Origin of the sequence: Streptomyces sp. NPDC006140 (assembly GCF_040628815.1) — a bacterium.
Taxonomy (GTDB): Bacteria; Actinomycetota; Actinomycetes; order Streptomycetales; family Streptomycetaceae; genus Streptomyces.
Map to the genome: position 1 here is coordinate 456,898 of NZ_JBEXTS010000001.1, position 24,892 is coordinate 481,789.

The following is a 24,892-nucleotide window of genomic DNA, read 5'->3' on the forward strand; positions in this document are numbered from 1 at the left end:
CCGGACGGCGGAAGTATCGCCTGACGGCCGTGGTCCACGCCATGGGGCTCAGGCGGGGATCCTCGCCGTCGCCTCCCGCAGCGCACCGAGGAAGGCCGCGGCGGCGGGTGTCAGGGACCGCCCCCGCACGGCCGCCGCGTACACCGCCCGGGCCGTCGCCCCCTCGTCGAGCACCCGCAGCAGCCTGACGTCCGGGCGGACCGACTCGGCGGCGAGCGCCGGCACCAGCGCCACCCCGAGCCCGGCGGCGACATAGCCCTGCTTGGCGGTCCACTCGCCGACGACATGGGCGACCCGCGGCCGGAACCCCTGGCGCAGGGCCGCGTCCAGCAGGGTGCCCTCGGGGCGGGTGCTGCCGGAGATCCAGTCGGCGTCGGCGAAACGGCCCAGCGGCACCGGGCCGTCCTGCCCGGCGAGGGGATGGTCCGCCGCCACGGCGACGTACAGCGGCTCGTCGAGGAGGTGGTGGAGCGCGTACGACTCCAGCGGCGCGCGGCCCGTCGTCGACACGATCGCGAGGTCCAGGTGACCGGCTGTCAGCCGGTCCAGCAGAGCAGGGGTGAAGCCCTCCTCGCGGGTGACGCGGACCCGGGGGTGGCGGGCGTGGAAGCGGGCCAGGGCGTGCGGCACCAGGGCCGCGTCGGCGGTGGGGAAGGCACCGAACCGGAGCCGTGCGCCGGCCGCCTCGCGCAGGGCGCCGAGGTCGCGCCGGGCATCGTGCAGCGCGGCGGCGACCGTCTCGGCGTGCGGCACCAGGAGCCGTCCGGCCTCCGTCAGCCGGACCCCGCGCGGCAGCCGGTCGAAGAGCGGCCCGCCGCCCAACTCGGCCTCCAGCGAGGCGACTTGACGGGACACCGCGGACTGTGTCCAGCCGAGCGCCCGCGCGGCCACCGTGAACGAGCCGTGCCGGGCGACCTCCAGGAACACCCGCAGCCAGACGGTGGACAGCTCGGGCACCTCGTCATGCGGAGTCGGCATGGGAGCCATGCTAGACATTCGCTTGTCGCATCGACGGGGTCACGCCTAACTTCGGCGGCATGCAGATCACCCTGGACAACCCCGCCTCCGCGCCCCAGCCCCTCAGCCCGTACTACTCCCAGGTCGCCCGCCTCGAACAGGCCGACGGCAGCGCCCTGTTGTTCGTCTCCGGGCAGATCGCCGAGGGCGCCACCTTCGCCGAGCAGACCCAGGGTGTCTTCGAGACCCTCACCGCGCTGCTGGCGGCCCACGGCGCCACCCTGGCCGACGTGGTCAACATCCGCACCTACCTGACCGACATCTCACGGCTGGAGGAGTACGGCACCGTGCGACGGCGGTTCCTCACCGGCACCCCGCCGACCAGCATGACCTTCGAGGCGGCCCGCCTCTTCCGCCCCGAGGCGCTCGTCGAGGTGGAGGTCGTGGCGGCCGTGCCCGCCCGCTAGTTCAGTCGGCGCTCTCGCCGAGCAGCGTCAGGAAGTCGCGGAACGCCGCCGCCATGTCCACCGACTCCGGGTCCAGCAGCCACTGGTACTGCAGGCCGTCCAGGATCGCCACCAGGAGCGGCGCGGCCCGCTCGGGGGTGAGGCCGCTCGGCAGGCGGTCGCCGTACTCGGCGCGCAGCACCCCGGCCATACCGGCGCGCACCTCGACGTAGCGCTCGGTGAAGTACGCCCGGGCGGGGTGCCCTTCCGTGACGCTCTCGCCGAGCAGCGCCGAGAACGTCTGGATGATGGCCGGCCGCATCGCGTTGTACTCGACCAGCGAGGCCAGCAGGTCCAGCCGCAGCCGCCCGGCGGGCACGGCGTCCCAGCGGTCCCGCTCCTGGAGCACCGCGACCAGCAGCGCCTCCTTCGTCGGGAAGTGGTGCAGCAGCCCCTGCTGGGTGAGCCCGACCCGCTCGGCGACCGCGGCCAGGCTCGCTCCCCGGTAACCGCGCTCGGCGATCACCTCCAGCGCGGCCCGCACGATTTCCGCTCGCCGTTCCTCGCTTCTCGTCCTGGCCCTCATGGCGTCACCGTACGACATGCCGAACGGCATATTGTCACGACGGGATAACGAAACCTACCGCTTCACAGGCGTGAAGTGCACGATGGTGATATCCAGCGGCTTTCGACGTGGAGGTGCCGACGTGGCTCAGACAGCGGAGGAACGGCGCGAGGCGGCCGTCGAGGCGGCCCTAGGCAAGCTCGACCTGGACGCCAAGGCCCGGCTGCTGGCCGGCCAGGACATGTGGAGCCTGCCCGCGCTGCCCGAGGCGGGCCTGCCGTCGCTGGTCATGTCCGACGGCCCCATCGGCGTCCGCGGAGTGCACTGGAGCGCCGACGACCCGTCCGTCGCCCTGCCCTCCCCGACCGCCCTCGCCGCCACCTGGGACCCCGCCCTCGCCCACCGGGCCGGGGTGCTGCTCGCCCAGGAGGCCCGCCGCAAGGGCGTCCACGTCCTGCTCGCCCCCACGGTCAACCTGCACCGCTCCCCGCTCGGCGGCCGCCACTTCGAGGCCTACAGCGAGGACCCGTACCTGACCGGGCGGATCGGCGCCGAGTACGTCCGCGGCGTCCAGTCCGGCGGCGTCGGCACCACCGTCAAGCACTTCGTCGCCAACGACGCCGAGACCGACCGCTTCACGGTGAACAACGTCGTGAGCGAACGCGCCCTGCGCGAGCTGTACCTGGCGCCCTTCGAGTTCATCGTCGAGAACGCCCGCCCCTGGGGCATCATGACCGCCTACAACACGGTCAACGGCACGACCATGACCGAGCACCACCACCTGGTGAACGACGTGCTGCGCGGCGAGTGGGGCTTCGACGGCGTCAACGTCTCCGACTGGCTGGCCGCCCGCTCCACCACCGGCGCCCTCGCCGGCGGCCTGGACATCGCGATGCCCGGACCGCGCACCGTGTACGGCGAGGCCCTCGCCCGGGCCGTACGGGACGGCGAGGCGGACGAGGCCCAGGTCGACGAGGCCGTCCGCCGCGTCCTGCGCCTCGCCGCCCGGATCGGCATCCTTCAGGGCGCCGACCCCGTCGTCACCGACCTGCCCGAGACCGTCGACGGCCCGTCGCTGGCCCGGGAGATCGCCCGCCGCTCCTTCGTCCTCGTCCGCAACGAGAACGGCGTGCTGCCGCTGAAGCCCGGCCGCATCGCGCTGATCGGCTCGGCCGCCCGCGACGCCCGCGTCCTCGGCGGCGGCTCCGCCACCGTCTTCCCCGCGCACGTCGTCTCCCCGCTGGACGGCCTGACCGCCGTCCTGCCCGATCTCACGTATGCCGTCGGCGCCGACCCGAGCACCGAACTCGCCATCGCGGACCGCGGCTTCGCACTGCACGCCGTCTGCCGCGACGCCGACGGCCAGGTCATCGGCACCCGCACCGCGCCCAACGGCCACATCCAGTGGATGGGCTCCGACCTCCCCGACGGCGTCACCCTCCCCCAAGCTCTCGACTCCGCTCGAGCAGGGGGGACCCCCATGCCCCTGCACACCGTCGAACTGACCGGCACCTTCACCCCGCGCGAGAGCGGCCCGCACACCTTCGGCATCAAGGGCCTGGGCGCCTTCACCCTCACCATCGGCGGCACGACGTACTACGACGACGTCCAGCGCCCCGCCAAGGACGACCCCTTCGTCAGCTTCTTCGGCGCCCCCGAGCCCCGCGCCGAGGTGGAACTCACCGCGGGCGAACCGGTCGACATCTCCCTCACCCACGCCGTCCACCTCCCCGACGACGCCGCCCTGAAGGTCATCGCCTTCACCCTCGCCCACCAGGAACCCCGGCGCGACCCCGACGAACTGATCGCCGAGGCCGCCGCCGCTGCCCGGGCCGCCGACACGGCCGTCGTCGTGGTCGCCACCACCGAACGCGTCGAGTCCGAGGGCTTCGACCGCACGGACCTGCGCCTGCCCGGCCGCCAGGACGACCTGGTCCGGGCCGTCGCCGCCGCCAACCCGAACACCGTCGTGGTCGTCAACTCCGGTTCCCCGGTGGAACTGCCGTGGCGCGACGACGTCGCCGCCGTGCTCCTCACCTGGTTCCCCGGCCAGGAGGGCGGCGCGGCCCTCGCCGACGTGCTCACCGGCGCCCACGAACCCGGCGGCCGGCTGCCCACCACCTGGGGCTCCCTGGCCGACGCCCCGGTCACCCGGGTCGTCCCGGAGAACGGCGAACTCCCCTACGACGAGGACGTCTTCATCGGCTACCGCGCCTGGGAGAAGCACGGCCGCACCCCCGCCTACCCCTTCGGCCACGGCCTCGGCTACACCGACTGGACCTACGAGTCGGTCGAGGTGGCGGGGACCGCCGAAGGGGCCACCGTGAAGGTCCGCCTCCGCAACACCGGCGACCGTCCCGGCCGCGAGGTCGTCCAGCTCTACCTCGCCCCGGGCGAGCCCGACCCCACCCGCCCGGCACGCCGGCTGGCCGGCTTCGCAGGCGTCGAGGCCGCACCCGGCGAAAGCGTCGAGGCGACCGTCGAACTGCCCCGCCGCGCCTTCGAGATCTGGGACGAAGCGACCGGCTCGTGGTCGTTTGTGAAGGGTTCGTACGAGATCCAGGTCGGGCGCTCGATCACGGACCGCAGGATCACCGCGACGATTAACGTCTGAGACGGGACGAGTTCCCCACCGAGCAGCCCCGGTCCGGGACCTGACCTCCGGACCGGGGCTCATGGTTTCCAGCGGGCCTGTGCGGGCCTGTGCGGGCCCGTACGGGCCTATCGCGCGCCGAACCCGTACACCGTCTCCGAGCGGAACACCTCGCCCGGCCGCAGCACGGTCGTCGGGAACTCCGGCCGGTTCGGGGAGTCCGGGAAGTGCTGCGTCTCCAGCGCGATGCCGTCACCGGGCGCGAAGGGCTCGCCCAGATGGTCGGCGGTGTACAGCTGGAGGCCGGGCTCGGTCGTCGCCACCGTCAGCACCCGCCCGGACGCCGGGTCGTGCAGCTCGGCGACCTCCACCGGAGCGTCCGTCACGCCCTTGTCGAGCACGAAGTTGTGGTCGTAGCCGGAGCCGACCTTGCGGGCCTCGCGGAAGTCGAAGCGCGTGCCCGTCACGTCGTCCAGACTGCCGGTCGGGATCAGGTCCGCGTCGACCGGCGTGTACCGGGAGGCCGCCAGCCGCAGCTCGTGCCCGCCCGCGCCACCCGCGCCGCCCAGGTCGAAGTAGCTGTGGTTCGTCAGGTTCACCACGGTCGGCGCGTCCGTCACCGCCTCGTACGCGATCCGCAGCGCCCCGCTCTCCAGCAGCGTGTACGTCGCCGTGACCGCCAGCCGCCCCGGGAACCCCTCCTCGCCGTGCGGACTGACCCGCGCCAGCCGCACCCCGTGCTCGACCGGGGCCGCGTCCCACACCCGCTTGTCGAAGCCGCGGGCTCCGCCGTGCAGCGCGTTCGGCCCGTTGTTCGGTTCGAGCGCGTACGTCCGCCCGTCCAGCGGGAACCGGCCGCCGGCGATCCGGTTGGCGTACCGCCCGACCAGGGCACCGAGGTACGGCTCCGGATGGGCGAGATAGCCGTCGAGGTCCGGGAACCCCAGCACCACGTCCCCGGCCCGCCCCTCCCGGTCCGGCACCTCCACGGACTGCACGATCCCGCCGTACGTCAGCACCCGCACCCGCACGCCCGCCCGCTCCAGGGTCCAGCGGTGCACCGGAGTTCCGTCGGAAAGTGTGCCGAAGAGTTCGTTCATGTGCGGAACCCTAAGTCAGGGGTTCTTCGCCGTGACGGTGCGGTACGCGATCTCCGCCAGCCGGGCCTGTCCGTTCACGCTCGGGTGGAAGTAGTCCCAGCGGCTCAACTGGGCCGTGCCGAAGCGGTAGTCGTACACCGCGCCCCCGTCGTAGCGGCACCGTTCGTCCTGGGCGCAGACCTCCTTCAGGACCTTGTTGTAGTCCTCCACCCGCTTCTGCACCGTCTCCCGCCGCAGCGTGGCCGCCGTGTCCAGGGCGTTCGCGTCGCCCAGCATCGACGGGCAGATGCCCAGCTGCCACACCTGCCTGGCCATCGGGCTGCCACGGCCCTCGGACCACAGCCGCTTCAGGTCCGGCACGCTCGCCACGAACACCTGGGCCTTCGGCAGGGCCTTGCGCAGGGAGCGCAGCGAGTCCTCGAAGTCGGCGCGGAAGGCGGAGACCGGGGTCATCGCCGAGGGCGTGGACCGGCAGGCGTCGTTCGCCCCGACCATCACCGTCACCAGCTGCGGTTTCCGCCGCACCGCCCGGGCGATCTGCCCGGGCAGGTCGGCCATCCGCGCGCCCGTCACCGCGTAGTTCCAGCTGCGCTCGGCGGCCCCGGCCCGGCCCAGCAGCCGCACCGCCAGCGAGTCGACCTCGGGGCTGGCGCCGGTCGCCCAGGACGCCTCCGGGCAGTCCGACAGCACGTCACAGGCGTCGAAGGCGCGCGTGATGGAATCGCCGACGGCGGCGACGGAACTCGGACTGCGGTCCCACAGGGGCGTCGGACTGGGGGACGGCTTCGCGGCGTCGGACGGGGCGGGGGAGTCGCCCCCCACGGCGTCACACCCGGCCACACCCACCACGGCGGCCGCGACCAGGGCGAGAACGGCCCGTGAGCGGTGGCTTCGCTTCCGCATTCCTGGTCCATCCCCTCGCCGCGCCGTGCCTGTCTCCCCAACCCATAACAACGCACGAGGGTTCCCGGCCGATCAGGTGCAACGGCTCACACCCGTACAAGCGTCCCCCTGGGTGAATGGCGGGCGTTTCCCGGCACCGGGACCGACCGTACGTCACACTCCTTGCGCCCCCGCACGGTAGCCTCGCCATCAACGTGACCCGCCCGGTCACCGCCGTTCCGCCCGTTTCCAAGATGGTCCGCTCTGCCCGGAGGTTCCGGTGACGACACGTGGAGTTCTGTACGTGCACTCCGCGCCGCGCGCGCTGTGCCCGCACGTCGAGTGGGCCGTCGCCGGTGTGCTCGGCGCACGCGTCAGCCTCGACTGGATCCGGCAGCCCGCCGCCCCGGGCACCTGGCGCTCGGAGTTCTCCTGGCAGGGCCAGGCGGGCACGGCGTCCAAGCTCGCCTCCGCGCTGCGCGGCTGGCACCTGCTGCGCTTCGAGGTCACCGCGGAGCCCTGCCCCACCGCCGAGGGCGAACGCTACAGCTGCACCCCCGACCTGGGCATCTTCCACGCCGTCACCGGCATCCACGGCGACATCCTCATCCCCGAGGACCGCCTGCGCGCGGCCCTGCAGCGCAGTCGCCAGGGCGAGACCGACCTCGAGGCCGAACTCAACAAGCTGCTCGGCAAGCCTTGGGACGACGAGTTGGAACCCTTCCGCTACGCGGGCGAAGGCGCCCCGGTCCGCTGGCTCCACCAGGTGGTGTAGACGCTTTCAGGGGCGCGCCTTCAGGGGCGCGGGGAACTGCGCGAACAACCCCCACCGGCCCGCACGCGGCACACAACGTCACAGAAACGGCGAATGGCCCGAACCCCCACTCAGGGAGTTCGGGCCATACAACGCTCAGGATCAAACCGTCCGGAACGCCAGCACCACGTTGTGCCCACCGAACCCGAACGAGTCGTTCAACGCGGCGATACGGCCTTCGACAGGCAGCTTCCGAGCCTCACCGCGCACCACATCCGCGTTCGCCTCGGCCTCGGGGTCGAGGTTCTCCACGTTGATCGTCGGCGGAGCCACCCGGTGGTACAGCGCGAGCACCGTCGCCACCGTCTCGACCCCGCCCGCGCCACCGAGCAGATGCCCGGTCATCGACTTCGTCGCCGACACCGCGATGTGGTCGGTGTCGTCACCGAACACCTTCCGCAGCGCCTTCAGCTCGGCGATGTCCCCGGCGGGCGTCGACGTCGCGTGCGCGTTGACGTGCACGATCTCCGCCGGGTCCAGGTCGGTGCGCTCCAGCAGGTTCTGCAGGGCGTGCGAGATGCCCCGCCCCTCCGGCTCCGGCTGCACGATGTCGTGGCTGTCGGCGGAGATGCCCTGCCCGACCGCCTCGGCGTACACCCGGGCCCCGCGCTTCGCGGCGTGCTCGGCGGACTCCAGGACGACGACACCGGCGCCCTCACCGAGGACGAAGCCGTCACGGGCGACGTCGTAGGGGCGCGAGGCGCCCTGCGGGTCGTCGTTGTTCTTGGACATCGCCATCATGTTGCCGAACGCGGCGATGGGCAGCGGGTGGATCGCCGCCTCCGTGCCACCCGCGACGACGACGTCGGCGCGGCCGGTGCGGATCATCTCGATGGCGTAGCCGATGGCCTCGGCGCCCGACGCGCAGGCGGACACCGGCGTGTGCACACCCGCCCGGGCACCCACGGCCAACCCCACGTTGGCCGACGGGCTGTTGGGCATCAGCATGGGAACGGTGTGCGGGGAGACGCGGCGGACGCCCTTCTCCTTCAGCACGTCGTACTGGTCGAGCAGCGTCGTCACGCCGCCGATGCCGGAGGCGATGACCGCGCCGAGCCGGTCGGGGTCGACGCTCGGGTCCTCGCCGGCCTTCGCCTCGAAACCGGCGTCGGCCCAGGCCTCCTTGGCCGCGACCAGCGCGAACTGCGCCGAGCGGTCCAGTCGGCGGGCCTGCGGCCGCGGGATGACCTCGGTCGGCTCCACGGCGACCGGGGCCGCGATACGGACCGCCTGCTCGGCGGCCCAGTCCTGCTCCAGGGGCTTGACGCCGGAACGTCCGGCGACCAGGCCCTCCCAGGTAGAGGCTGCGTCGCCACCCAGCGGTGTGGTTGCGCCGATACCGGTGACGACCACGGTGCGATTGGTCGAGCTCACGGGAATTCTTTCTCCAACGGATACGAGGAGGACAACCCCGCTTTCGCGGGGACAACGGCGCCACCGCCGGGTGGCGGGGCAGTCAGCCCAGAGGCCTGATCGGTCGATCAGCCCTGGTGCTTGAGGATGTAGTCGGTCGCGTCGCCGACGGTCTTGAGGTTCTTGACGTCCTCGTCCGGGATCTTGACGTCGAAGCGCTCTTCGGCGGCGACGACGACCTCGACCATGGACAGCGAGTCGACGTCCAGGTCGTCGGTGAAGGACTTGTCCAGCTGGACGTCCTCAACCGGGATGCCGGCGATCTCGTTCACGATCTCGGCGAGACCGGCGACGATCTCTTCCTGAGTGGCGGCCATGTCGGCGCTCCTTCGTAGATATTCAGAGGGTGTGGCAGGTGGTTCTTCCCGTCCCGGACCGCATGATCCGGCACGGAGTGCCTAGGGGAGGGTAACGACAGTCGCGGCGTAGACGAGACCCGCCCCGAAGCCGATGACGAGCGCGGTGTCGCCGCTCTTCGCCTCGCCGGTCGCCAGGAGCCGCTCCATCGCGAGCGGGATCGAGGCGGCCGAGGTGTTGCCGGTGGTGCGGATGTCACGCGCGACCGTGACGTGCTCCGGCAGTTTCAGCGTCTTCACCATCGAGTCGATGATCCGCACGTTGGCCTGGTGCGGGATGAAGACGTCCAGGTCGTCCACGGTGATCCCGGCCGCGTCCAGCGCCTGCTGGGCGACCTTCGCCATCTCGAACACGGCCCAGCGGAACACCGCCTGGCCTTCCTGGGTGATCGCGGGGAACTTCTCGACCGTCCCGTCGCGGTAGTCCGTCCACGGCACGGTCTGCTTGATGGTGTCGGACTTGTCGCCCTCGGAGCCCCACACGGTCGGGCCGATCGCGGGCTCCTGGGAGGGACCCACCACGACCGCGCCGGCGCCGTCGCCGAACAGGAAGGCCGTCGCCCGGTCCTCCAGGTCGGTCAGGTCGCTCAGCCGCTCGACGCCGATCACCAGGACGTACTCCGCCGAGCCCTCGACGATCATGCCCTTGGCGAGGGTCAGGCCGTAGCCGAAGCCCGCGCAGCCCGCCGAGATGTCGAAGGCGGCGGCCTTGTTCGTGCCCAGCTTGTCGGCGATCTCGGTGGCGACGGCCGGGGTCTGTTTGAAGTGCGAGACCGTCGAGACGATCACACCGCCGATCTGCTCCACGGAGATGCCCGCGTCCGCGATGGCCTTGCCGGACGCCTCGATCGACATCGCGGCGACGGTCTCCTCGTCGGAGGCCCAGTGCCGCGTCTCGATGCCGGAGCGCGAGCGGATCCACTCGTCGGACGACTCGATCGTCTCCAGGATCACCTCGTTCGGCACGACCCGGGTCGGGCGGTAACCGCCGACGCCGAGGATCCGCGCGTACGGCGCGCCCTTGCTGGGCTTGATCTTCGCCATGCTCTCGGGCTCCTTGTCAGACACCGTGCTCGGCGATGAGCTCGCGAGCCGCGTCGAGGTCGGCGGGGGACTTCAGGGCCAGCGTCTTCACCCCGGGCAGGGCCCGCTTGGCGAGGCCGGTGAGGGTGCCGCCGGGGCACACCTCGATCAGGGCCGTGACACCCAGCTCCTTGAAGGTCTCCATGCACAGGTCCCAGCGGACCGGGTTGGCGACCTGGCCGACCAGACGCTCCAGCACCTCGCTGCCGGCGGCGACGGCCTGTCCGTCCTTGTTGGAGACGTACGTGACCTTCGGGTCACCGGTGCCCCGGGCGTCGGCGGCGGCCTTGGCCAGCGTGTCGACCGCGGGGGCCATGTGGTGCGTGTGGAACGCGCCGGCGACCTTCAGCGCGACGACCTTGCGCACGCCCTCGGGCTTGTCCGCCTCCAGCGCGGCGAGCTGCTCCTTGGTGCCGGCCGCGACGATCTGGCCCGCGCCGTTGATGTTCGCCGGGGTCAGACCCAGCTTCTCCAGGTGCGGAACCGTCACGGCGGGGTCGCCGCCCAGCAGCGCGGCCATGCCCGTCTCGGTGACGGCGGCGGCCTCGGCCATGGCGAGACCGCGGGCACGGACCAGACGCAGGGCCTCCTCGTGCGGGAGCACCCCGGCGAGCGAGGCGGCGGTGAACTCACCGACGCTGTGCCCGGCGAGGGCGCCGACCTTGCGCGGGAGGTCGGCCGGGTCCTCGAACAGCAGGTATGCGGACGCCAGGCCGGCCGCGACGAGCAGCGGCTGCGCCACCGCGGTGTCGCGGATCTCCTCCGCGTCGGCCTCGGTGCCGTAACGGATCAGGTCGATCCCCGCGGCGTCGGACCATGCCTCCAGGGCACCGCGGACACCGGGGAAGTCGAGCCATTCAGTCAGGAAGCCGGGCGTCTGGGCGCCCTGGCCGGGAGCGACGAGTACGAGCACTCTCACACTCTCTCTTGGGGACGGGCACGGCCGCCCGTGGGGACAGGGACGAAGAACACGAGGGGGTTTTGTCGAGCCCCGACAAAACCTTAGGGCTGGAGATCTCCATCGACCAGACGCCCCAGGATCAGCGCGATCCGCAGCGTGAAGGCAGAGCGTACATCGGAGGGTGACCATCCGGTGACGTCAGTCACACGTCGAAGCCGGTAGCGGACGGTGTTGGGATGCACGAACAGCATCCGCGCGGCGCCTTCGAGACTGCTCGCCTGTTCGAGATAGACGCTGAGGGTCTCCAGGAGCGCGGCCCCGGCCTCCTCCAGCGGTCTGTAGATCTCCTCCACCAACTGCTCGCGGGCCGAGGGGTCACCGGCGATCGCCCGCTCCGGAAGCAGATCGTCCGCCAGGACCGGACGCGGGGCGTCCTGCCAGGCGGAACACGCCTTCAGACCGGCCGCCGCGGCCTGCGCGGACCGGGTCGCGGCCTGCAGGTCGGGCACCACCGGACCGGCCACGACCGGCCCCGCGGCGAACGGGCCGATGAGCGACTTGGCCACGGCCAGCGGGTTGTCGCTGCCGCCCGCGATGACGACCAGCCGGTCCCCGAGCACCCCGGTCAGCACCTGGAGCTTGGCGTGCCGGGCCGCGCGCCTTATGGCCTCGACGGTCAGCTCGCTGTCCCCGTCGGGCGCCGTGCCGAGCACCACGCACACGTGCTCCGGTGAGTTCCACCCCAGGGCGGCGGCCCGCGACACGGCACCCTCGTCGGCCTCGCCGCTCAGCACCGCGTTCACGACCAGGGACTCCAGCCGGGCGTCCCAGGCGCCGCGTGCCTCGGCGGCCTGGGCGTACACCTGGGCGGTGGCGAAGGCGATCTCCCGGGCGTACACGAGCAGCGCCTCGCGCAGCACGCTCTCGTCGCCGGGGGCCGCGACCTCGTCGATCGCGGACTCCATCACCTCGATGGTGGTGCGCACCATCTCCACGGTCTGCCGCAGCGTGATCGCCCGGGTCAGCTCGCGCGGCGCGGTGCCGAACACGTCGGTGGAGATGGCCTGCGGGGCGTCCGGATGCCGGAACCACTCGGTGAACGCGGCGATACCCGCCTGTGCGACCAGACCGATCCAGGAACGGTTCTCCGGGGGCATGGCCCGGTACCAGGGCAGCGTCTCGTCCATCCGCGCGATGGCCTGCGCGGCGAGTGATCCGGAGGACTTCTCCAGCCGCTTCAGGGTCGCGGCATGTGCGTGGAGGTCACGGGCTGCGGCTGCGTTCTTGCTGGTTTCGGGTTCGGGCACGGGGACAAGACTGCCTTATCCGGACGGGAAGGTGCGCCGCCGGGTCTACGGTGGACCTCGTGATGGACATTCGGCGCGCCGACGAGCGCTACCAGGGCGGCGACCCGGCGGCCGGAATCGACAGCCGGCACGCCTTCTCCTTCGGATCCCACTACGACCCGGACAACCTGCGCTTCGGCGCGGTGCTCGCCTGCAACGAGGAGCGGCTCGCCCCGGGGGCCGGGTTCGACGAGCACCCGCACAGCCACACCGAGATCGTGACGTGGGTGGTGGAGGGCGAGCTGACGCACCGCGACTCCACCGGGCACGAGTCGGTCGTCCGCCACGGCGACGTGCAGCGCCTCACCTCGGCGGGCGGGGTGCGCCACGTGGAACGCAACGACGGCCCGGAGCCCCTGACGTTCATCCAGATGTGGCTGGCCCCGCTGCGGCCCGGCGGCGACCCGTTCTACGAGGTCGTCCACGGTATCGCCGACTCCACGCCGTACGCCGTCCCGGAGGCCGGCGCCATGCTGCACGTACGGCGCCTCGGGGCGGGGGAGCGGACGGCGGTGCCGGACGCGGCGTACGCGTACGTGCACGTCGTGCGCGGTGACGTACGCCTGGACGGCGAGGAGCTGGGCGCCGGCGACGCGGCCCGGATCACCGGCGCGAAGGGCCTGGAGGCGGAAGCCGTGACCCAGGCCGAACTGCTCGTCTGGGAGATGGCCTAGAGCTCGGAGAGCACCGCGTCCGTGAAGGGCGGCCACGCCTCGATCGCCCACGGCCCGAACGCCCGGTCCGTCAGCGCCACGCAGGCCGCCCCCGCGTCGGGGTCGATCCACAGGAACGTACCCGACTGCCCGAAGTGCCCGAACGTGCGCGGGGAGGACGAAGAGCCCGTCCAGTGCGGGGACTTGGAGTCGCGGATCTCGAAGCCGAGCCCCCAGTCGTTGGGGTTCTGGTGGCCGTACCCCGGCAGGACGCCCTTGGTGCCCGGGTAGTGCACGCTCATCGCCTCGGCGACCGTACGGGGGTCCAGCAGCCGCGGCGCCTGCACCTCGGCCGCGAACCGCAGCAGGTCCTCGACCGTGGACACCCCGTCCTTGGCCGGGGAGCCCTCCAGGGTCGTCGAGGTCATGCCCAGCGGCTCCAGCACGGCCTGCCGCAGGTACTCGGCGAACGGGATGTCGGTCGCCTTCTCGACGTGGTCGCCGAGCTGCTCGAAGCCGGCGTTGGAGTACAGCCGCCGCTCCCCGGGCGGGGCCGTGACCTTGTGCTCGTCGAAGGCGAGGCCCGAGGTGTGCGCGAGCAGGTGCCGGACCGTCGAACCGGCCGGACCGGCGGGCTCGTCGAACTCGATCGCCCCCTCCTCGTACGCGACGAGCACCGCGTACGCGGCCAACGGCTTGGTCACCGACGCGAGCGGGAACCGCTGTCCGGCCGGGCCGTGGGTGCCGAGGACGGTGCCGTCCGCCCGGACGACACCCGCCGCGGCGGTGGGAACCGGCCAGTTCTCGATCAACGCGAGGCTCTTCAGCGACATGCGTCGAGCCTATGCGCTCAGAGCCTCAGCTCCAGCAAGGGGGTGGGCTTGGGCCGGAACCCGAGGGAGGCGTACAGCGGCTCGGCCTCTTCCGAGGCGGTGAGCTGCACCCGCCGGGCGCCGCGCTCCCGGAACCACTCCAGCAGCGTGGTCATGCACGCGCGCGCGTACCCGAGGCGCCGCGCGTCCGGGTCGGTGGCCACGCTGAAGACGAAGCCCACCTGGCCCTGCGGATCGCCCGCCTTGCCGATGCGGTAGTCGATCGTCCCGGCCACCAGCGAGGCCAGCGCCCCCGGCCGCTCGGGGTGGTCGACGACGAACGCCACGAAGTCCCCGTCCCGTTCGCCCAGTTTGCGCCTCAGCGTGGGGAGGGACTCCCCGTGCCAGTCGACGCTGGAGTGAGTGGCGAACACCGCGTCGATCATCACTTGTCGCAGACGCAGGACTTCCTCGGCGTCCTCGGGCAGGGCACGGCGTACGAGACTCATGGCTGAACGCTAACGAGCCGGATCAAGAGGCGTCCTGCCGATTTCTTACCTTCGGCGCTTGCTTGGAGTGCACTCCAAGGTTCTAGCGTGGGGGTCATGACGGTGATGGAGACCACGGGGACCAGGACCGATACCTGCGCCGGCCCGCCGCAGCAGAACCGGCGTCCGGACGGCGCGGACCGCTACACGATCAGCGAGGTCGTCGCCCTGACCGGCCTGACGGCACACACCCTGCGCTGGTACGAGCGCATCGGCCTGATGCCGCACATCGACCGGTCCCACACCGGCCAGCGCCGGTACACCAACCGTGACCTGGACTGGCTCGACCTCGTCGGCAAGCTCCGGCTGACGGGCATGCCGGTCGCCGACATGGTGCGGTACGCGGAACTGGTGCGCGAGGGCGACCACACCTACGGCGAGCGCTTCGAGCTGCTGAAGACGACCCGCGAGGACGTCCTCGCGCGGATCGAGGAACTCCGCGGCACGCTCGCCGTGCTCGACCGGAAGATCAGTTTCTACGCGGACGCCGGGCGTGCCCTGGCGTCGGAGAGGTCCCGATGACGGACGGCAGGATCACGACGGCGAAGCTCGGCGACCACGGCCCCGAGGTGGGCGTCCAGGGCCTCGGCTGCATGGGCATGAGCTTCGCCTACGGCCCCTCGGACGCGGACGCGTCCCGGGCCACCCTGGAACGGGCGCTCGAACTGGGCGTCACCCTCTACGACACGGCCGACGCGTACGGCGCCGGCGAGAACGAGCGGTTCCTGTCACCGTTCTTCAAGGCACACCGCGACGAGGTCGTCATCGCGACCAAGTTCGCCCTGTCGATCCCCGCCGACGACCCGACGCGCCGTGTCATCCGCAACGACCCGCCCTACATCCGCCAGGCCGTCGAGGCGAGCCTGAAGCGCCTCGACGTGGACGCCATCGACCTCTACTACATGCACCGGCGCGATGTGAACGTGCCGATCGAGGAGAGCGTCGGCACGATGGCGGACCTGGTCCGCGAGGGCAAGGTCAAGCACCTGGGCCTGAGCGAGGTCACGGCCGACGAACTGCGCGCCGCGCACGCCGTGCACCCCATCGCGGCGGTGCAGTCGGAGTGGTCGCTGTTCAGCCGCGACATCGAGCAGCACGTCGTCCCCGCGGCCCGCGACCTCGGCGTGGCCCTCGTCCCGTACTCCCCGCTCGGCCGGGGCTTCCTGACCGGCTCGTTCGCCAGCGCGGAGGAACTCTCCTCCGACGACTTCCGCCGCCAGCAGCCCCGCTTCACGGGCGACAACGCGACGGCCAACGCGACCCTGCTGGAACTGATCCGCACGGTGGCCGAGGCCCACGACGCCTCCCTCGGCCAGATCGCCCTGGCCTGGGTCCAGCAGCAGGCGACGCTCCGCGACCTCCCGGTCATCCCGATCCCCGGCACCCGCAAGCCGTCGAGGGTGGAGGAGAACACGGCGGCGACCAGGATCGTCCTCACGGACGAACAGCTGGACCTGCTGGACGGCATAGCGGCCCAGGTGGCGGGCAACCGCTACGCGGACATGGCGTTCACTTCGGCAGGCAGGGAGTAGAGGAACGCCCCCAGGGGCGCGGGGCTGTGTCGATATGCGGCTCCGCCGCGTGGGCGCGATCAGCCACGCACAACCCGCGCCCGCCCACGGCGAGATCCAGGCAGACGCTAAAGCTCCGCCAACAACTCGGCCTTCTTGACCGAAAACTCCTCATCGGTCACCAGCCCGGCCTGATGCAACTCCCCGAGATGCCGAATCCGCTCGGCGATATCCGCAGGATCCCGGCGCGCCGCGGCTGCGGGAACGGCCGCCACCGGACTGGACGTCCGCACAGCGGAAAGCACCGCCGCCGCGAACGGCAACGACTCGTGCACCGGCCCGTACCCCAGCCCGAACACCACCGCCGCCGGATCCTGATCGGCCTGCACGGCGGACGCCCCCGTCTCCCGCCGCAGCAACCGCAGATGCCCCTCGAAGACCTCCGGCGACCGCCACTCCACCCCGTTGAGCTCCCCGACGGAGAAGTTCTGGTCCCCGGCCTTCCACTTCGCCGACGACGCCCCCGTCCAGAACCACCGGAAGCTCACGGTCCGCCCGTCGAAGGTCGCCTTCCCGTCGTACGCCTTGAACGACAGCGGCCCCTTCGGCGGCTCCACGAGGAATCGATCCGCCGGCCCGGACTCCGTCAGCAGCCCGCGCAGTTCGTCGGCGTAGTACTCCGCGAGCACCTCCCGGTCGGCGGGCAGCACCAGCCGGTAGGGATCGCCGCTGTCCTTGAGCTGTCCGGCGGCCGCCTCCATCAGCGGATCCGCACCGGGCCGCGGCTCGACGCGCAGCACGACCGTGCCGCGTTTCCCGCGCGTCAGCGTCACCCCGGCGATCGCCTCCAGGGGCACTCGGCGTTCCCCGAGCGCCTGGAAGAGCTTGGGTGTTCGAATCCCCCGTTCGTAACGGATGAGCACGGAGTCGGACTCGAACTCCCAGGCGGCATGAAATCCGGCCAGTACGTCACCCATGCGGCTCATCGTATGCGGCACGCGCCCCTCCGTCCCCCTCCCGAGCAGACCGCAATTCCTTCGCCTCTACGCGCGTCAGGCCGCCGCCGTGCCGGACAAACCGGTACGGCAGACGCCGTCTTCGTGCGCGCAGTGCACCGAGCGGTATGCGCCAACGCCGATCTCTGCGAAATTCATCAGACTTGCCGTGCCCGGCTCGAAGTAGCCGGCGTGCCCCTTCGCGCCCTGCGCCGACAGCACCCGCGCCCCGAACCCGGCGGACACCGGATCCGCTCCGTGGCCCAGCCCGCCGACCTCCAGGTACGGCACGTCCTGGATCCAGTCGTCGGCGTCCCGCATCGCCCACACCTGGGCGCGGGTGTGCAGCTGGGCGGCGCTCTCCACGCGCATGCCGGGGCTGCCGGCCACCGCGATGTCGGAGACCCGGCCGGGCAGCGAGTGCGCGGCGACCCCGCACACCACCGAGCCGTAGCTGTGGCAGAACAGCGACACCGGCGCACCGCCGGGCAGCGCCCGCACCAGCGCGTTCAGCCGTACGGCGCCCTCCTCGGCGCGCATCGCCGTCGCCGAGTCGATACCGAGTCCGCTGGGGGCCGTGTAGTCGGCCCAGGCGATCACGGCCGTCCGGGTCGAGGGGCTCGCCTTCCGCTCCGCCGCGTACAGGGACTCGGCCATGCCGGCGGGCGCCGAGTACTTGCGGTGGGTGCGCTGGTAGGTGAGCAGGTCGGTGTCCACACCAGGGACGACGACCGAGACGCGGTCCGCCGTGCGCAGGTCGCCGAAGACCTCCGCCACCCGGCCCGAGCCCTCGGGATCGAAGGCGAGGATGTGGCGCCCCTTCTCCATGAGGTCGTCGAAGCGGTGCAGCCTGCGGCCGGCCTCGTACTTGCCGGCCGGGGTGAGGCGCTGGTCGTGCATCCGCTCCCGCTCGACCTCGCGCGCCTTGGCGAGCGCGATGCGGTTGGCGCGGTAGCGCAGCTCGACCGGGGCGCCGTTCATGTTGCCGACGGCGAGCGGGTACTTGCGGACCAGGCTCGCGCGGTCCCGCTCGGTGAGCGAGGCGAAGAAGCGGGCCAGCTTCGCCGGCTCGGACTGCGGGTCCGGCAGCCGGTGACCGGCGATCCGGCCGTGCTCCCAGGCGGAGAGCGAGGCCTGGAGCGGCGTGGCGCCCCGCTGGTTGCGCATGGCCGTCCAGCCGGTGGTCGCCAGCATCACGAACACGACGGCCAGAGCGAGCAGTGCGCGCCAGACGTTCAGTTGCGGGGTGGTGTCGAAGGAAGTCACTGAAAGGACACACTAGGAGAACGAGAGGGTCTCGCGTTAACCAAGTGACCGGGATCACGTTTCGGTGAATGTGCTAGGGGGACTGCCCCGTACGCCAGTTCCCCGCCAGCGCGGGGCCCACCTGATCGAGGTAGGCGGCGGTGAGTTCACGCATTCCGTCGAGCGTGAGGTCGTCCCCCGCGGACCACAGCCGCTCGGTGACGCGGATCACCCCGCCGAAGAGGGCGACGACGATCCTCGGCCGGGGATCCGCGTCCACGTCGAGCCCCTCGCGCTCGGCGATGATGCCCGCCAGTTGCTCCTCCAGCTCCGCCGCCCGCCGCAGATGGGCGGCGAGCAGGGCGGGCGTCGACTCGATCACCCGGTAGACGCGCAGGTGCAGCTCGATCGGCACGAGTTCCTCGACGGCCTCGTTGATCGCGTCCCAGCTCTCCAGGACGGCCCGGCGCAGCGCCTCCAGCGGGGCCTCGTGCGGCGGGCGGGCCCGTACGGCGTCGACGACGAGCGCCTCCGTGAGCCGCGGCACGAAGAACGCCGTCTCCTCCTTGCCGGCGAAGTAGCGGAAGAAGGTGCGCTGCGAGACGTCGACGGCGGCGGCGATGTCGTCGACGGTCGTCTCCTCGTACCCGCGCGTGGCGAACAGCTCCAGGGCGGCCCGCAGCAGCGCGTCCCGGGTGCGCCGCTTCTTGCGCTCGCGCAGGTTCAAGTGATGCCTCTCTTCGGAACCGTCATCGCAGTTCAGGCTATACGGGGATGTCATGTCAGTTACCGACTAGTGAATTGGTTTGTCAATTGTCAGTGGCTGTCATTAGCCTCGAACGCATGACTAGTCAGACCACCATCGACACGACGGGGTCGGGGGGCATACCGGCGGGGCCTTCGGAAGCGACGCCGGGCAAGGGGCTGCGAGGGCACCCCTGGCTCACCCTCATCACCGTCGCTGTGGGGGTCATGATGGTGGCCCTCGACGGCACCATCGTGGCCATTGCCAACCCGGCCATCCAGAAGGACCTCGGCGCCACCTTCGCCGAAGTCCAGTGGATCACCAACGGATACTTCCTTGCCCTCGCAGTCTCCCTGATCACCGCGGGCAAGCTCGGCGACCGCTTCGGTCACCGGCAGACCTTCCTCATCGGCGTCGTCGGCTTCGCCGCCGCCTCGGGCGCGATCGGGCTGTCCGACAGCATCGCGTTCGTCGTCGTCTTCCGCGTCCTGCAGGGCCTGTTCGGCGCGCTGCTCATGCCGGCCGCGCTCGGCCTGCTGCGGGCCACCTTCCCGGCCGAGAAGCTGAACATGGCGATCGGCATCTGGGGCATGGTCATCGGCGCGTCCACCGCCGGCGGCCCGATCCTCGGCGGCGTGCTCGTCGAGCACGTCAACTGGCAGTCGGTGTTCTTCATCAACGTGCCGGTCGGTGTGCTCGCCGTCGTCCTCGGCGTCTGGATCCTGCTCGACCACCGCGCCGAGAACGCCCCGCGCTCCTTCGACATCCTGGGCATCGCCCTGCTGTCGACCTCCGTGTTCTGCCTGGTGTGGGCGCTCATCAAGGCCCCGCCGTCCGAGTGGGGCTGGGGCGATGCGAAGACGCTGGGCTTCCTCGGCGCCTCGGTGCTGGGCTTCGCGCTCTTCGCCCTCTGGGAGACGAAGGTCAAGGAGCCGCTCATCCCGCTCGCCCTGTTCCGCTCCGTGGCGCTGTCCGCGGGTGTCGTGCTGATGGTCCTGATGGCCATCGCGTTCATGGGCGGCCTGTTCTTCGTGACGTTCTACCTGCAGAACGTGCACGGCATGAGCCCGATCGACGCGGGCCTGCACCTGCTGCCGCTGACCGGCATGATGATCGTCGGCTCGCCCCTCGCCGGCGCGATGATCACCAAGTTCGGTCCCCGGGTCCCGCTCGCGGGCGGCATGGCGCTCACCGCGATCGCCATGTACGGGATGTCGACGCTGGAGACGGACACCGGCAGCGGCGTCATGTCGCTCTGGTTCGCCCTCCTCGGTCTCGGCCTCGCGCCGGTCATGGTCGGTGCGACCGAGGTCATCGTCGGCAACGCTCCGATGGAGCTGTCGGGTGTCGCGGGTGGTCTCCAGCAGGCCGCCATGCAGATCGGCGGCAGCCTCGGCACGGCCGTGCTCGGCGCGGTGATGGCGTCCAAGGTCAACAGCGATCTCGCGGGCAACTGGGCGAAGGCCGGGCTGCCGCCGCTGACACCGGAGCAGGAGCACCAGGCGTCCGAGGCGGTCCAGGTCGGTGTCCCGCCGGTGGCGCCGGGCACGCCGGACGCGATCGCCGCGAAGATCACGGGCGTCGCGCACGACACGTTCATCTCCGGCATGAGCGCGGCCTCGCTCGTCGCCGCGGGTGTCGCCGTCGTGGCGGTGCTGGTCGCCTTCCTGACGAAGCGCGGCGAGAACGCGGGCGCGGGCGCGGGCGCCGCGCACATCTGACGGGTATTCGCCTATCAGGGTGAACAGCCCCGTCGACCCCTCCCCTCCGGCGGCCTTCGCAGGTCACAGTGGGTCAAGTCCTCCGCAGGGCATGGAGGGCGGACGCTGCGGCGCGCTGCTGGAGGGGGGCAGCGCGCAAGCAGCGGGATTGAAGCCCGCCAGGGGGGTACTCGTCATTCCGTACCCGAACCGAACCCCAACCGACTGAGGGTTTACGGGAGTTGATGATGGCGAGCTTCGGACACGGTACGCGCAGGCACCCCCGCTCACGTGGCCGGACGTGGTCACGGACCGGGCCGGATCGCGCGACGCTCGGGATCATCGGAGTCATCTGCGCGGTCGCGGGATTCTTCGTGCTGGGGATCATCCTCGGCCCCGTGGCGATCGTCTGCGGCTGGCTCGCCATGGGCCGCACGTGGGCGGGCTCCCGCCCCGTCACGGCCGTGGTCGCGCTCGTCCTGGGCGCCATCGACACGCTCCTGGCGGTCATCTGGCTGTCCGGAGCGGCCACGCCGGGCATGGGCATGTTCTGACCCGGGTGGTGTGAGGGAAGGGCCTCCGACCGAGTGGGCGGGGGCCCACCTCCATGTCATGTCCCGTCACTTCGCCGAGGTCCCCTTGAGCGCCGCCAGTTCGTCCCGCAGCGCCCGTACCTCCTCCGTCAGTTCCCGTATCGCCTCCGTCTGGCGCCGCTCCTCCACGTCGTCCTTGTCGAACCGGGCGATGAACCACGCCGCGATGTTCGCCGTCACCACACCGAGCAGGGCGATCCCGGACAGCATCAGTCCCACCGCGAGCATCCGCCCCAGCCCGGTGGTCGGCGCGTGATCCCCGTACCCGACGGTCGTCATCGTCGTGAAGGACCACCACACCGCGTCACCCAGGGTCCGGATGTTCCCGTCCGGTGAGTCCCGCTCCACGGACAGCACCGCCAGCGACCCGAACATCAGCAGCCCCACCACCGCGCCGCCGACATACGTCGTGAGCCTTATCTGCGAGGCCATCCGCGCCCGCTGCCCGACGAGCAGCAGCGTGGACACCAGCCGCAGCAGCCGCATCGGCTGGAGCAGCGGCAGCAGCACCGCTCCCAGATCGAGCCAGTGCGTCCGCACGAACGCCAGGCGCTGCTCGGCGAGCATGAGCCGTATGACGTAGTCGAGGGCGAAAGCGCCCCAGACCACCCACTCCACCGCCGTGCACAGGTCCACCACGCCGGCGCTCGCGTCGGGCTGGACGATCGGCACGGCGTAGGCGACGGCGAAGGCCAGGGCCAGGCCGAAGAGCGGGCGCTGAGTGTGCTGTTCCCAACGGAGTTGGGCCGACTGCTGCTGCATGGCCGAATCGTAGGAAACGTGAAGGGGTGGTGTGCCCACGGTGTACCCGTGAGGCGCACCACCCCTTGACAGGGCCTCCCGCGTTATGCGTCGCCGCCCGCGGCCCCCGGGTCGGCCGCCGACACGTCGAGCAGCTGGTACCGGTCGATGGCCTGCTTGAGCACCGACCGGTCGACCTTGCCCTCACGGGCCAGCTCGGTGAGGACCGCGACCACGATCGACTGGGCGTCGATGTGGAAGAAGCGGCGCGCCGCACCCCGCGTGTCGGCGAAGCCGAAGCCGTCCGCGCCGAGCGACTGGTACGTCTGCGGCACCCAGCGCGCGATCTGGTCCGGGACCGAGCGCATCCAGTCGGAGACGGCCACGACCGGCCCCTGGGCGTCGGCCAGCTTCCGCGTCACGTACGGCACCCGCTGCTCCTCCTCCGGGTGCAGCAGGTTGTGCTCCTCGCAGTCCACGGCCTCGCGCCGCAGCTCGTTCCAGGAGGTCGCCGACCAGACGTCCGCCTTGACGTTCCAGTCGTCGGCCAGGATCTTCTGCGCCTCGATCGCCCAGGGGAGCGCGACACCGGACGCCAGGATCTGCGCCGGAATCTGGCCGGCCGTGCCCTCGCTGAAGCGGTAGAGGCCCTTGAGGATGCCGTCGACGTCCACGTTCTCCGGCTCGGCCGGGTGCTGGATCGGCTCGTTGTAGACGGTCAGGTAGTAGAAGACGTCCTCGCCGTGCGGGTGCTCCGGCGAGCTGCCGTACATCCTCCTGAGCCCGTCCTTCACGATGTGCGCGATCTCGAAGCCGAACGCCGGGTCGTACGCCACGCAGCCGGGGTTCGTCGAGGCCAGCAGCTGCGAGTGGCCGTCCGCGTGCTGCAGGCCCTCGCCGGTCAGGGTCGTGCGGCCGGCGGTCGCGCCCAGGACGAATCCGCGCGCCAGCTGGTCGGCCATCTGCCAGAACTGGTCGCCGGTGCGCTGGAAGCCGAACATCGAGTAGAAGACGTAGACCGGGATCAGCGGCTCGCCGTGCGTCGCGTAGGCCGAGCCGGCGGCGATCAGGGACGCCGTGCAGCCCGCCTCGGAGATGCCGTCGTGCAGCATCTGGCCGTTCGGCGACTCCTTGTAGGCGAGCAGCAGGTCGCGGTCGACCGACTCGTACTGCTGGCCGAGCGGGTTGTAGATCTTCGCGCTCGGGAAGAACGAGTCCATGCCGAACGTGCGGTACTCGTCCGGCGCGATCAGCACGAACCGCTTGCCGATCTCCTTGTCCCGCATGAGGTCCTTGAGGAGCCGGACGAACGCCATCGTCGTCGCGATGGACTGCTGGCCCGAGCCCTTCTTCACGGTCGCGTACGTCTTCTCCTCCGGCAGCGGCAGCGGCTTGGAGCGGACGACGCGGGTCGGGACGTAACCGCCGAGGCTTTTGCGGCGGTCGTGCATGTACTGGATCTCCTCCGAGTCCCGGCCCGGGTGGTAGTACGGCGGCACGCCGGACTCCAGCTCCTTGTCCGGGATCGGCAGGTGCAGACGGTCGCGGAAGCGCTTGAGGTCGTCGACCGTCAGCTTCTTCATCTGGTGCGTGGCGTTGCGGCCCTCGAAGTTCGGGCCCAGCGTCCAGCCCTTGATCGTCTTGGCCAGGATGACCGTCGGCTGGCCCTTGTGCTCCACGGCCGCCTTGTACGCCGCGAAGATCTTGCGGTGGTCGTGACCGCCGCGGCCCAGGTGCAGGATCTGGTCGTCGGTCATGTTCTCGACCATCGCGCGCAGCCGGTGGTCGTCGCCGAAGAAGTGGTCGCGGATGTACGCGCCGGTCTCCGTGGCGTACGTCTGGAACTGTCCGTCCGGCGTGGTGTTCATCTTGTTGACCAGCACGCCGTCGCGGTCCTGGGCGAGCAGCGGGTCCCAGGTGCGGTCCCAGACCAGCTTGATCACGTTCCAGCCGGCGCCGCGGAAGATCGACTCCAGCTCCTGGATGATCTTCCCGTTGCCGCGCACCGGGCCGTCGAGGCGCTGCAGGTTGCAGTTGACGACGAACGTGAGGTTGTCCAGGCCCTCGCGGGCGGCGATGGACAGCTGGCCCAGCGACTCCGGCTCGTCCATCTCGCCGTCGCCGAGGAACGCCCAGACGTGCGACTTGGAGGTGTCCGCGATCCCGCGCGCCTCCATGTAGCGGTTCATGCGCGCCTGGTAGATCGCGCCGATCGGACCGAGGCCCATCGACACCGTCGGGAACTCCCAGAAGTCCGGCATGGACCGCGGGTGCGGGTACGACGACAGCGCGTGCGGCGCCTTGGACTTCTCCTGGCGGAAGCCGTCCAGGTGCCGCTCGCTGAGCCGGTCCAGCAGGAAGGCGCGGGCGTAGATGCCGGGGGAGGCGTGGCCCTGGAAGAAGACCTGGTCGCCGCCGTCGCCCTCGTCCTTGCCGCGGAAGAAGTGGTTGAAGCCGACGTCGTAGAGCGAGGCGGAGGAGGCGAACGTGGCGATGTGGCCGCCGACGCCGATGCCCGGGCGCTGGGCGCGGGAGACCATCACGGCCGCGTTCCAGCGGGTCGCGTTGAGGATCTTGCGCTCGATCTCCTCGTTGCCCGGGAAGAACGGCTCGCTCTTGGTCGGGATGGTGTTGACGTAGTCCGTGCTGCGCATCTCCGGCACGGCCACGCGCTTCTCGCGGGCCCGCTCGATCAGCCGCAGCATCAGGTAGCGGGCGCGTTCCCGGCCGCGCTCGTCGACGGCGGCGTCGAGGGAGTCGAGCCACTCCTGCGTCTCTTCGGGATCGAAGTCAGGAACCTGACTCGGAAGGCCGCCAATGATGATCGGGTTGCGATCGGATGCGGAAGCCACGCTGTTCCTTACCTGTCAGAGGGCCTGCGAGGGCCGCTGTT

At 71.2% G+C, this 24,892-nt stretch carries 24 protein-coding genes; 8 read left to right on the plus strand and 16 right to left on the minus strand.

The window, feature by feature from the left end; all coding sequences use genetic code 11:
• Window positions 1–48 precede the first annotated feature (48 nt).
• The gene (locus ABZ386_RS02155) at window positions 49–978 is read right to left on the minus strand and encodes a LysR family transcriptional regulator (RefSeq protein WP_358963200.1); all 930 of its coding nucleotides are present in this window, start codon (window positions 976–978) and stop codon (window positions 49–51) included.
• Between the two features lie 59 nt (window positions 979–1,037).
• Here ABZ386_RS02155 and ABZ386_RS02160 point away from each other — a divergent pair, with 59 nt between their 5' ends.
• Window positions 1,038–1,424: a Rid family hydrolase gene (locus tag ABZ386_RS02160; protein ID WP_358963202.1), complete on the plus strand. Its 387-nt coding sequence runs from the start codon at window positions 1,038–1,040 to the stop codon at window positions 1,422–1,424.
• Window position 1,425: 1 nt separating this feature from the next.
• On the opposite strand, the gene ABZ386_RS02165 is transcribed toward ABZ386_RS02160, so the two are convergent.
• Window positions 1,426–2,007 carry a TetR/AcrR family transcriptional regulator gene (locus ABZ386_RS02165; RefSeq protein WP_114252065.1) on the minus strand — a complete coding sequence of 194 codons (582 nt, stop codon included), beginning with the start codon at window positions 2,005–2,007 and terminating at the stop codon, window positions 1,426–1,428.
• Window positions 2,008–2,071: 64 nt separating this feature from the next.
• Between ABZ386_RS02165 and ABZ386_RS02170 the strand changes: the two genes are divergently transcribed.
• A complete protein-coding gene (locus tag ABZ386_RS02170) occupies window positions 2,072–4,582 on the plus strand; it encodes a glycoside hydrolase family 3 protein (protein WP_358963205.1) in 2,511 nt (836 codons plus the stop codon).
• A gap of 107 nt (window positions 4,583–4,689) precedes the next feature.
• Here ABZ386_RS02170 and ABZ386_RS02175 read toward each other — a convergent pair whose 3' ends face one another.
• Entirely contained in the window at window positions 4,690–5,661 is a 972-nt protein-coding gene (locus tag ABZ386_RS02175; RefSeq protein WP_351332698.1) for an aldose epimerase family protein, read from the minus strand.
• 15 nt (window positions 5,662–5,676) lie between these two features.
• A complete protein-coding gene (locus ABZ386_RS02180; protein WP_351332696.1) occupies window positions 5,677–6,564 on the minus strand; it encodes an SGNH/GDSL hydrolase family protein in 888 nt (295 codons plus the stop codon).
• Between the two features lie 259 nt (window positions 6,565–6,823).
• On the opposite strand from ABZ386_RS02180, the gene ABZ386_RS02185 reads away from it, so the two are divergent.
• Window positions 6,824–7,318 (plus strand): DUF3145 domain-containing protein, encoded by a 495-nt coding sequence (locus ABZ386_RS02185; RefSeq protein WP_351332693.1) that lies wholly within the window; start codon window positions 6,824–6,826, stop codon window positions 7,316–7,318.
• Window positions 7,319–7,459: 141 nt separating this feature from the next.
• Here ABZ386_RS02185 and fabF read toward each other — a convergent pair whose 3' ends face one another.
• The 5 genes from fabF to fasR all read right to left on the minus strand — a co-directional run bounded on the left by fabF (window position 7,460) and on the right by fasR (window position 12,417).
• Window positions 7,460–8,731, minus strand: coding sequence for a beta-ketoacyl-ACP synthase II (gene fabF, locus ABZ386_RS02190; RefSeq protein WP_114252057.1), 1,272 nt, complete (start codon window positions 8,729–8,731; stop codon window positions 7,460–7,462).
• A gap of 107 nt (window positions 8,732–8,838) precedes the next feature.
• The gene (locus ABZ386_RS02195; protein ID WP_003989952.1) at window positions 8,839–9,087 is read right to left on the minus strand and encodes an acyl carrier protein; all 249 of its coding nucleotides are present in this window, start codon (window positions 9,085–9,087) and stop codon (window positions 8,839–8,841) included.
• An 81-nt stretch (window positions 9,088–9,168) separates the two neighbouring features.
• A complete protein-coding gene (locus ABZ386_RS02200) occupies window positions 9,169–10,170 on the minus strand; it encodes a ketoacyl-ACP synthase III (RefSeq protein WP_351332688.1) in 1,002 nt (333 codons plus the stop codon).
• A 16-nt stretch (window positions 10,171–10,186) separates the two neighbouring features.
• Window positions 10,187–11,122 carry an ACP S-malonyltransferase gene (locus ABZ386_RS02205; protein ID WP_351332685.1) on the minus strand — a complete coding sequence of 312 codons (936 nt, stop codon included), beginning with the start codon at window positions 11,120–11,122 and terminating at the stop codon, window positions 10,187–10,189.
• Between the two features lie 89 nt (window positions 11,123–11,211).
• A complete protein-coding gene (gene fasR / locus ABZ386_RS02210) occupies window positions 11,212–12,417 on the minus strand; it encodes a fatty acid biosynthesis transcriptional regulator FasR (RefSeq protein ID WP_114252051.1) in 1,206 nt (401 codons plus the stop codon).
• Window positions 12,418–12,479: 62 nt separating this feature from the next.
• Here fasR and ABZ386_RS02215 point away from each other — a divergent pair, with 62 nt between their 5' ends.
• Window positions 12,480–13,130 carry a pirin family protein gene (locus tag ABZ386_RS02215; RefSeq protein ID WP_358963670.1) on the plus strand — a complete coding sequence of 217 codons (651 nt, stop codon included), beginning with the start codon at window positions 12,480–12,482 and terminating at the stop codon, window positions 13,128–13,130.
• Here ABZ386_RS02215 and ABZ386_RS02220 read toward each other — a convergent pair.
• Together ABZ386_RS02220 and ABZ386_RS02225 are read right to left on the minus strand one after the other, a co-directional pair.
• On the minus strand, window positions 13,127–13,942 hold the full coding sequence (locus ABZ386_RS02220) for a serine hydrolase domain-containing protein (RefSeq protein ID WP_351332681.1): 816 nt from the start codon (window positions 13,940–13,942) through the stop codon (window positions 13,127–13,129). The two genes, ABZ386_RS02215 and ABZ386_RS02220, sit on opposite strands and share 4 nt — an antisense overlap.
• Window positions 13,943–13,959: 17 nt before the next feature.
• Window positions 13,960–14,430 (minus strand): GNAT family N-acetyltransferase, encoded by a 471-nt coding sequence (locus ABZ386_RS02225; RefSeq protein ID WP_358963208.1) that lies wholly within the window; start codon window positions 14,428–14,430, stop codon window positions 13,960–13,962.
• Window positions 14,431–14,526: 96 nt separating this feature from the next.
• Here ABZ386_RS02225 and ABZ386_RS02230 point away from each other — a divergent pair, with 96 nt between their 5' ends.
• Window positions 14,527–14,991 (plus strand): MerR family transcriptional regulator, encoded by a 465-nt coding sequence (locus tag ABZ386_RS02230; protein ID WP_114257377.1) that lies wholly within the window; start codon window positions 14,527–14,529, stop codon window positions 14,989–14,991.
• Window positions 14,988–16,001: an aldo/keto reductase gene (locus tag ABZ386_RS02235; RefSeq protein WP_351332675.1), complete on the plus strand. Its 1,014-nt coding sequence runs from the start codon at window positions 14,988–14,990 to the stop codon at window positions 15,999–16,001. Before ABZ386_RS02230 ends, ABZ386_RS02235 begins: the two co-directional genes overlap by 4 nt.
• A gap of 107 nt (window positions 16,002–16,108) precedes the next feature.
• On the opposite strand, the gene ABZ386_RS02240 is transcribed toward ABZ386_RS02235, so the two are convergent.
• The 3 genes from ABZ386_RS02240 to ABZ386_RS02250 form a co-directional block, all read right to left on the minus strand.
• Window positions 16,109–16,966: a DUF4429 domain-containing protein gene (locus ABZ386_RS02240; protein ID WP_351333019.1), complete on the minus strand. Its 858-nt coding sequence runs from the start codon at window positions 16,964–16,966 to the stop codon at window positions 16,109–16,111.
• Window positions 16,967–17,032: 66 nt separating this feature from the next.
• Window positions 17,033–18,241, minus strand: a complete 1,209-nt coding sequence (locus ABZ386_RS02245) for an alpha/beta hydrolase (RefSeq protein ID WP_358963210.1) — start codon at window positions 18,239–18,241, stop codon at window positions 17,033–17,035.
• Between the two features lie 73 nt (window positions 18,242–18,314).
• Window positions 18,315–19,001, minus strand: coding sequence for a TetR family transcriptional regulator (locus ABZ386_RS02250; RefSeq protein WP_351332671.1), 687 nt, complete (start codon window positions 18,999–19,001; stop codon window positions 18,315–18,317).
• A gap of 62 nt (window positions 19,002–19,063) precedes the next feature.
• Between ABZ386_RS02250 and ABZ386_RS02255 the strand changes: the two genes are divergently transcribed.
• On the plus strand, window positions 19,064–20,686 hold the full coding sequence (locus ABZ386_RS02255) for an MFS transporter (RefSeq protein ID WP_351332668.1): 1,623 nt from the start codon (window positions 19,064–19,066) through the stop codon (window positions 20,684–20,686).
• Between the two features lie 224 nt (window positions 20,687–20,910).
• Window positions 20,911–21,219 (plus strand): hypothetical protein, encoded by a 309-nt coding sequence (locus tag ABZ386_RS02260; protein ID WP_031111997.1) that lies wholly within the window; start codon window positions 20,911–20,913, stop codon window positions 21,217–21,219.
• Window positions 21,220–21,285: 66 nt separating this feature from the next.
• On the opposite strand, the gene ABZ386_RS02265 is transcribed toward ABZ386_RS02260, so the two are convergent.
• Both ABZ386_RS02265 and aceE read right to left on the minus strand, forming a co-directional pair.
• Window positions 21,286–22,020, minus strand: coding sequence for a potassium channel family protein (locus ABZ386_RS02265; RefSeq protein ID WP_351332663.1), 735 nt, complete (start codon window positions 22,018–22,020; stop codon window positions 21,286–21,288).
• Between the two features lie 83 nt (window positions 22,021–22,103).
• The gene (aceE, locus tag ABZ386_RS02270; RefSeq protein ID WP_351332660.1) at window positions 22,104–24,851 is read right to left on the minus strand and encodes a pyruvate dehydrogenase (acetyl-transferring), homodimeric type; all 2,748 of its coding nucleotides are present in this window, start codon (window positions 24,849–24,851) and stop codon (window positions 22,104–22,106) included.
• Window positions 24,852–24,892 lie beyond the last annotated feature (41 nt).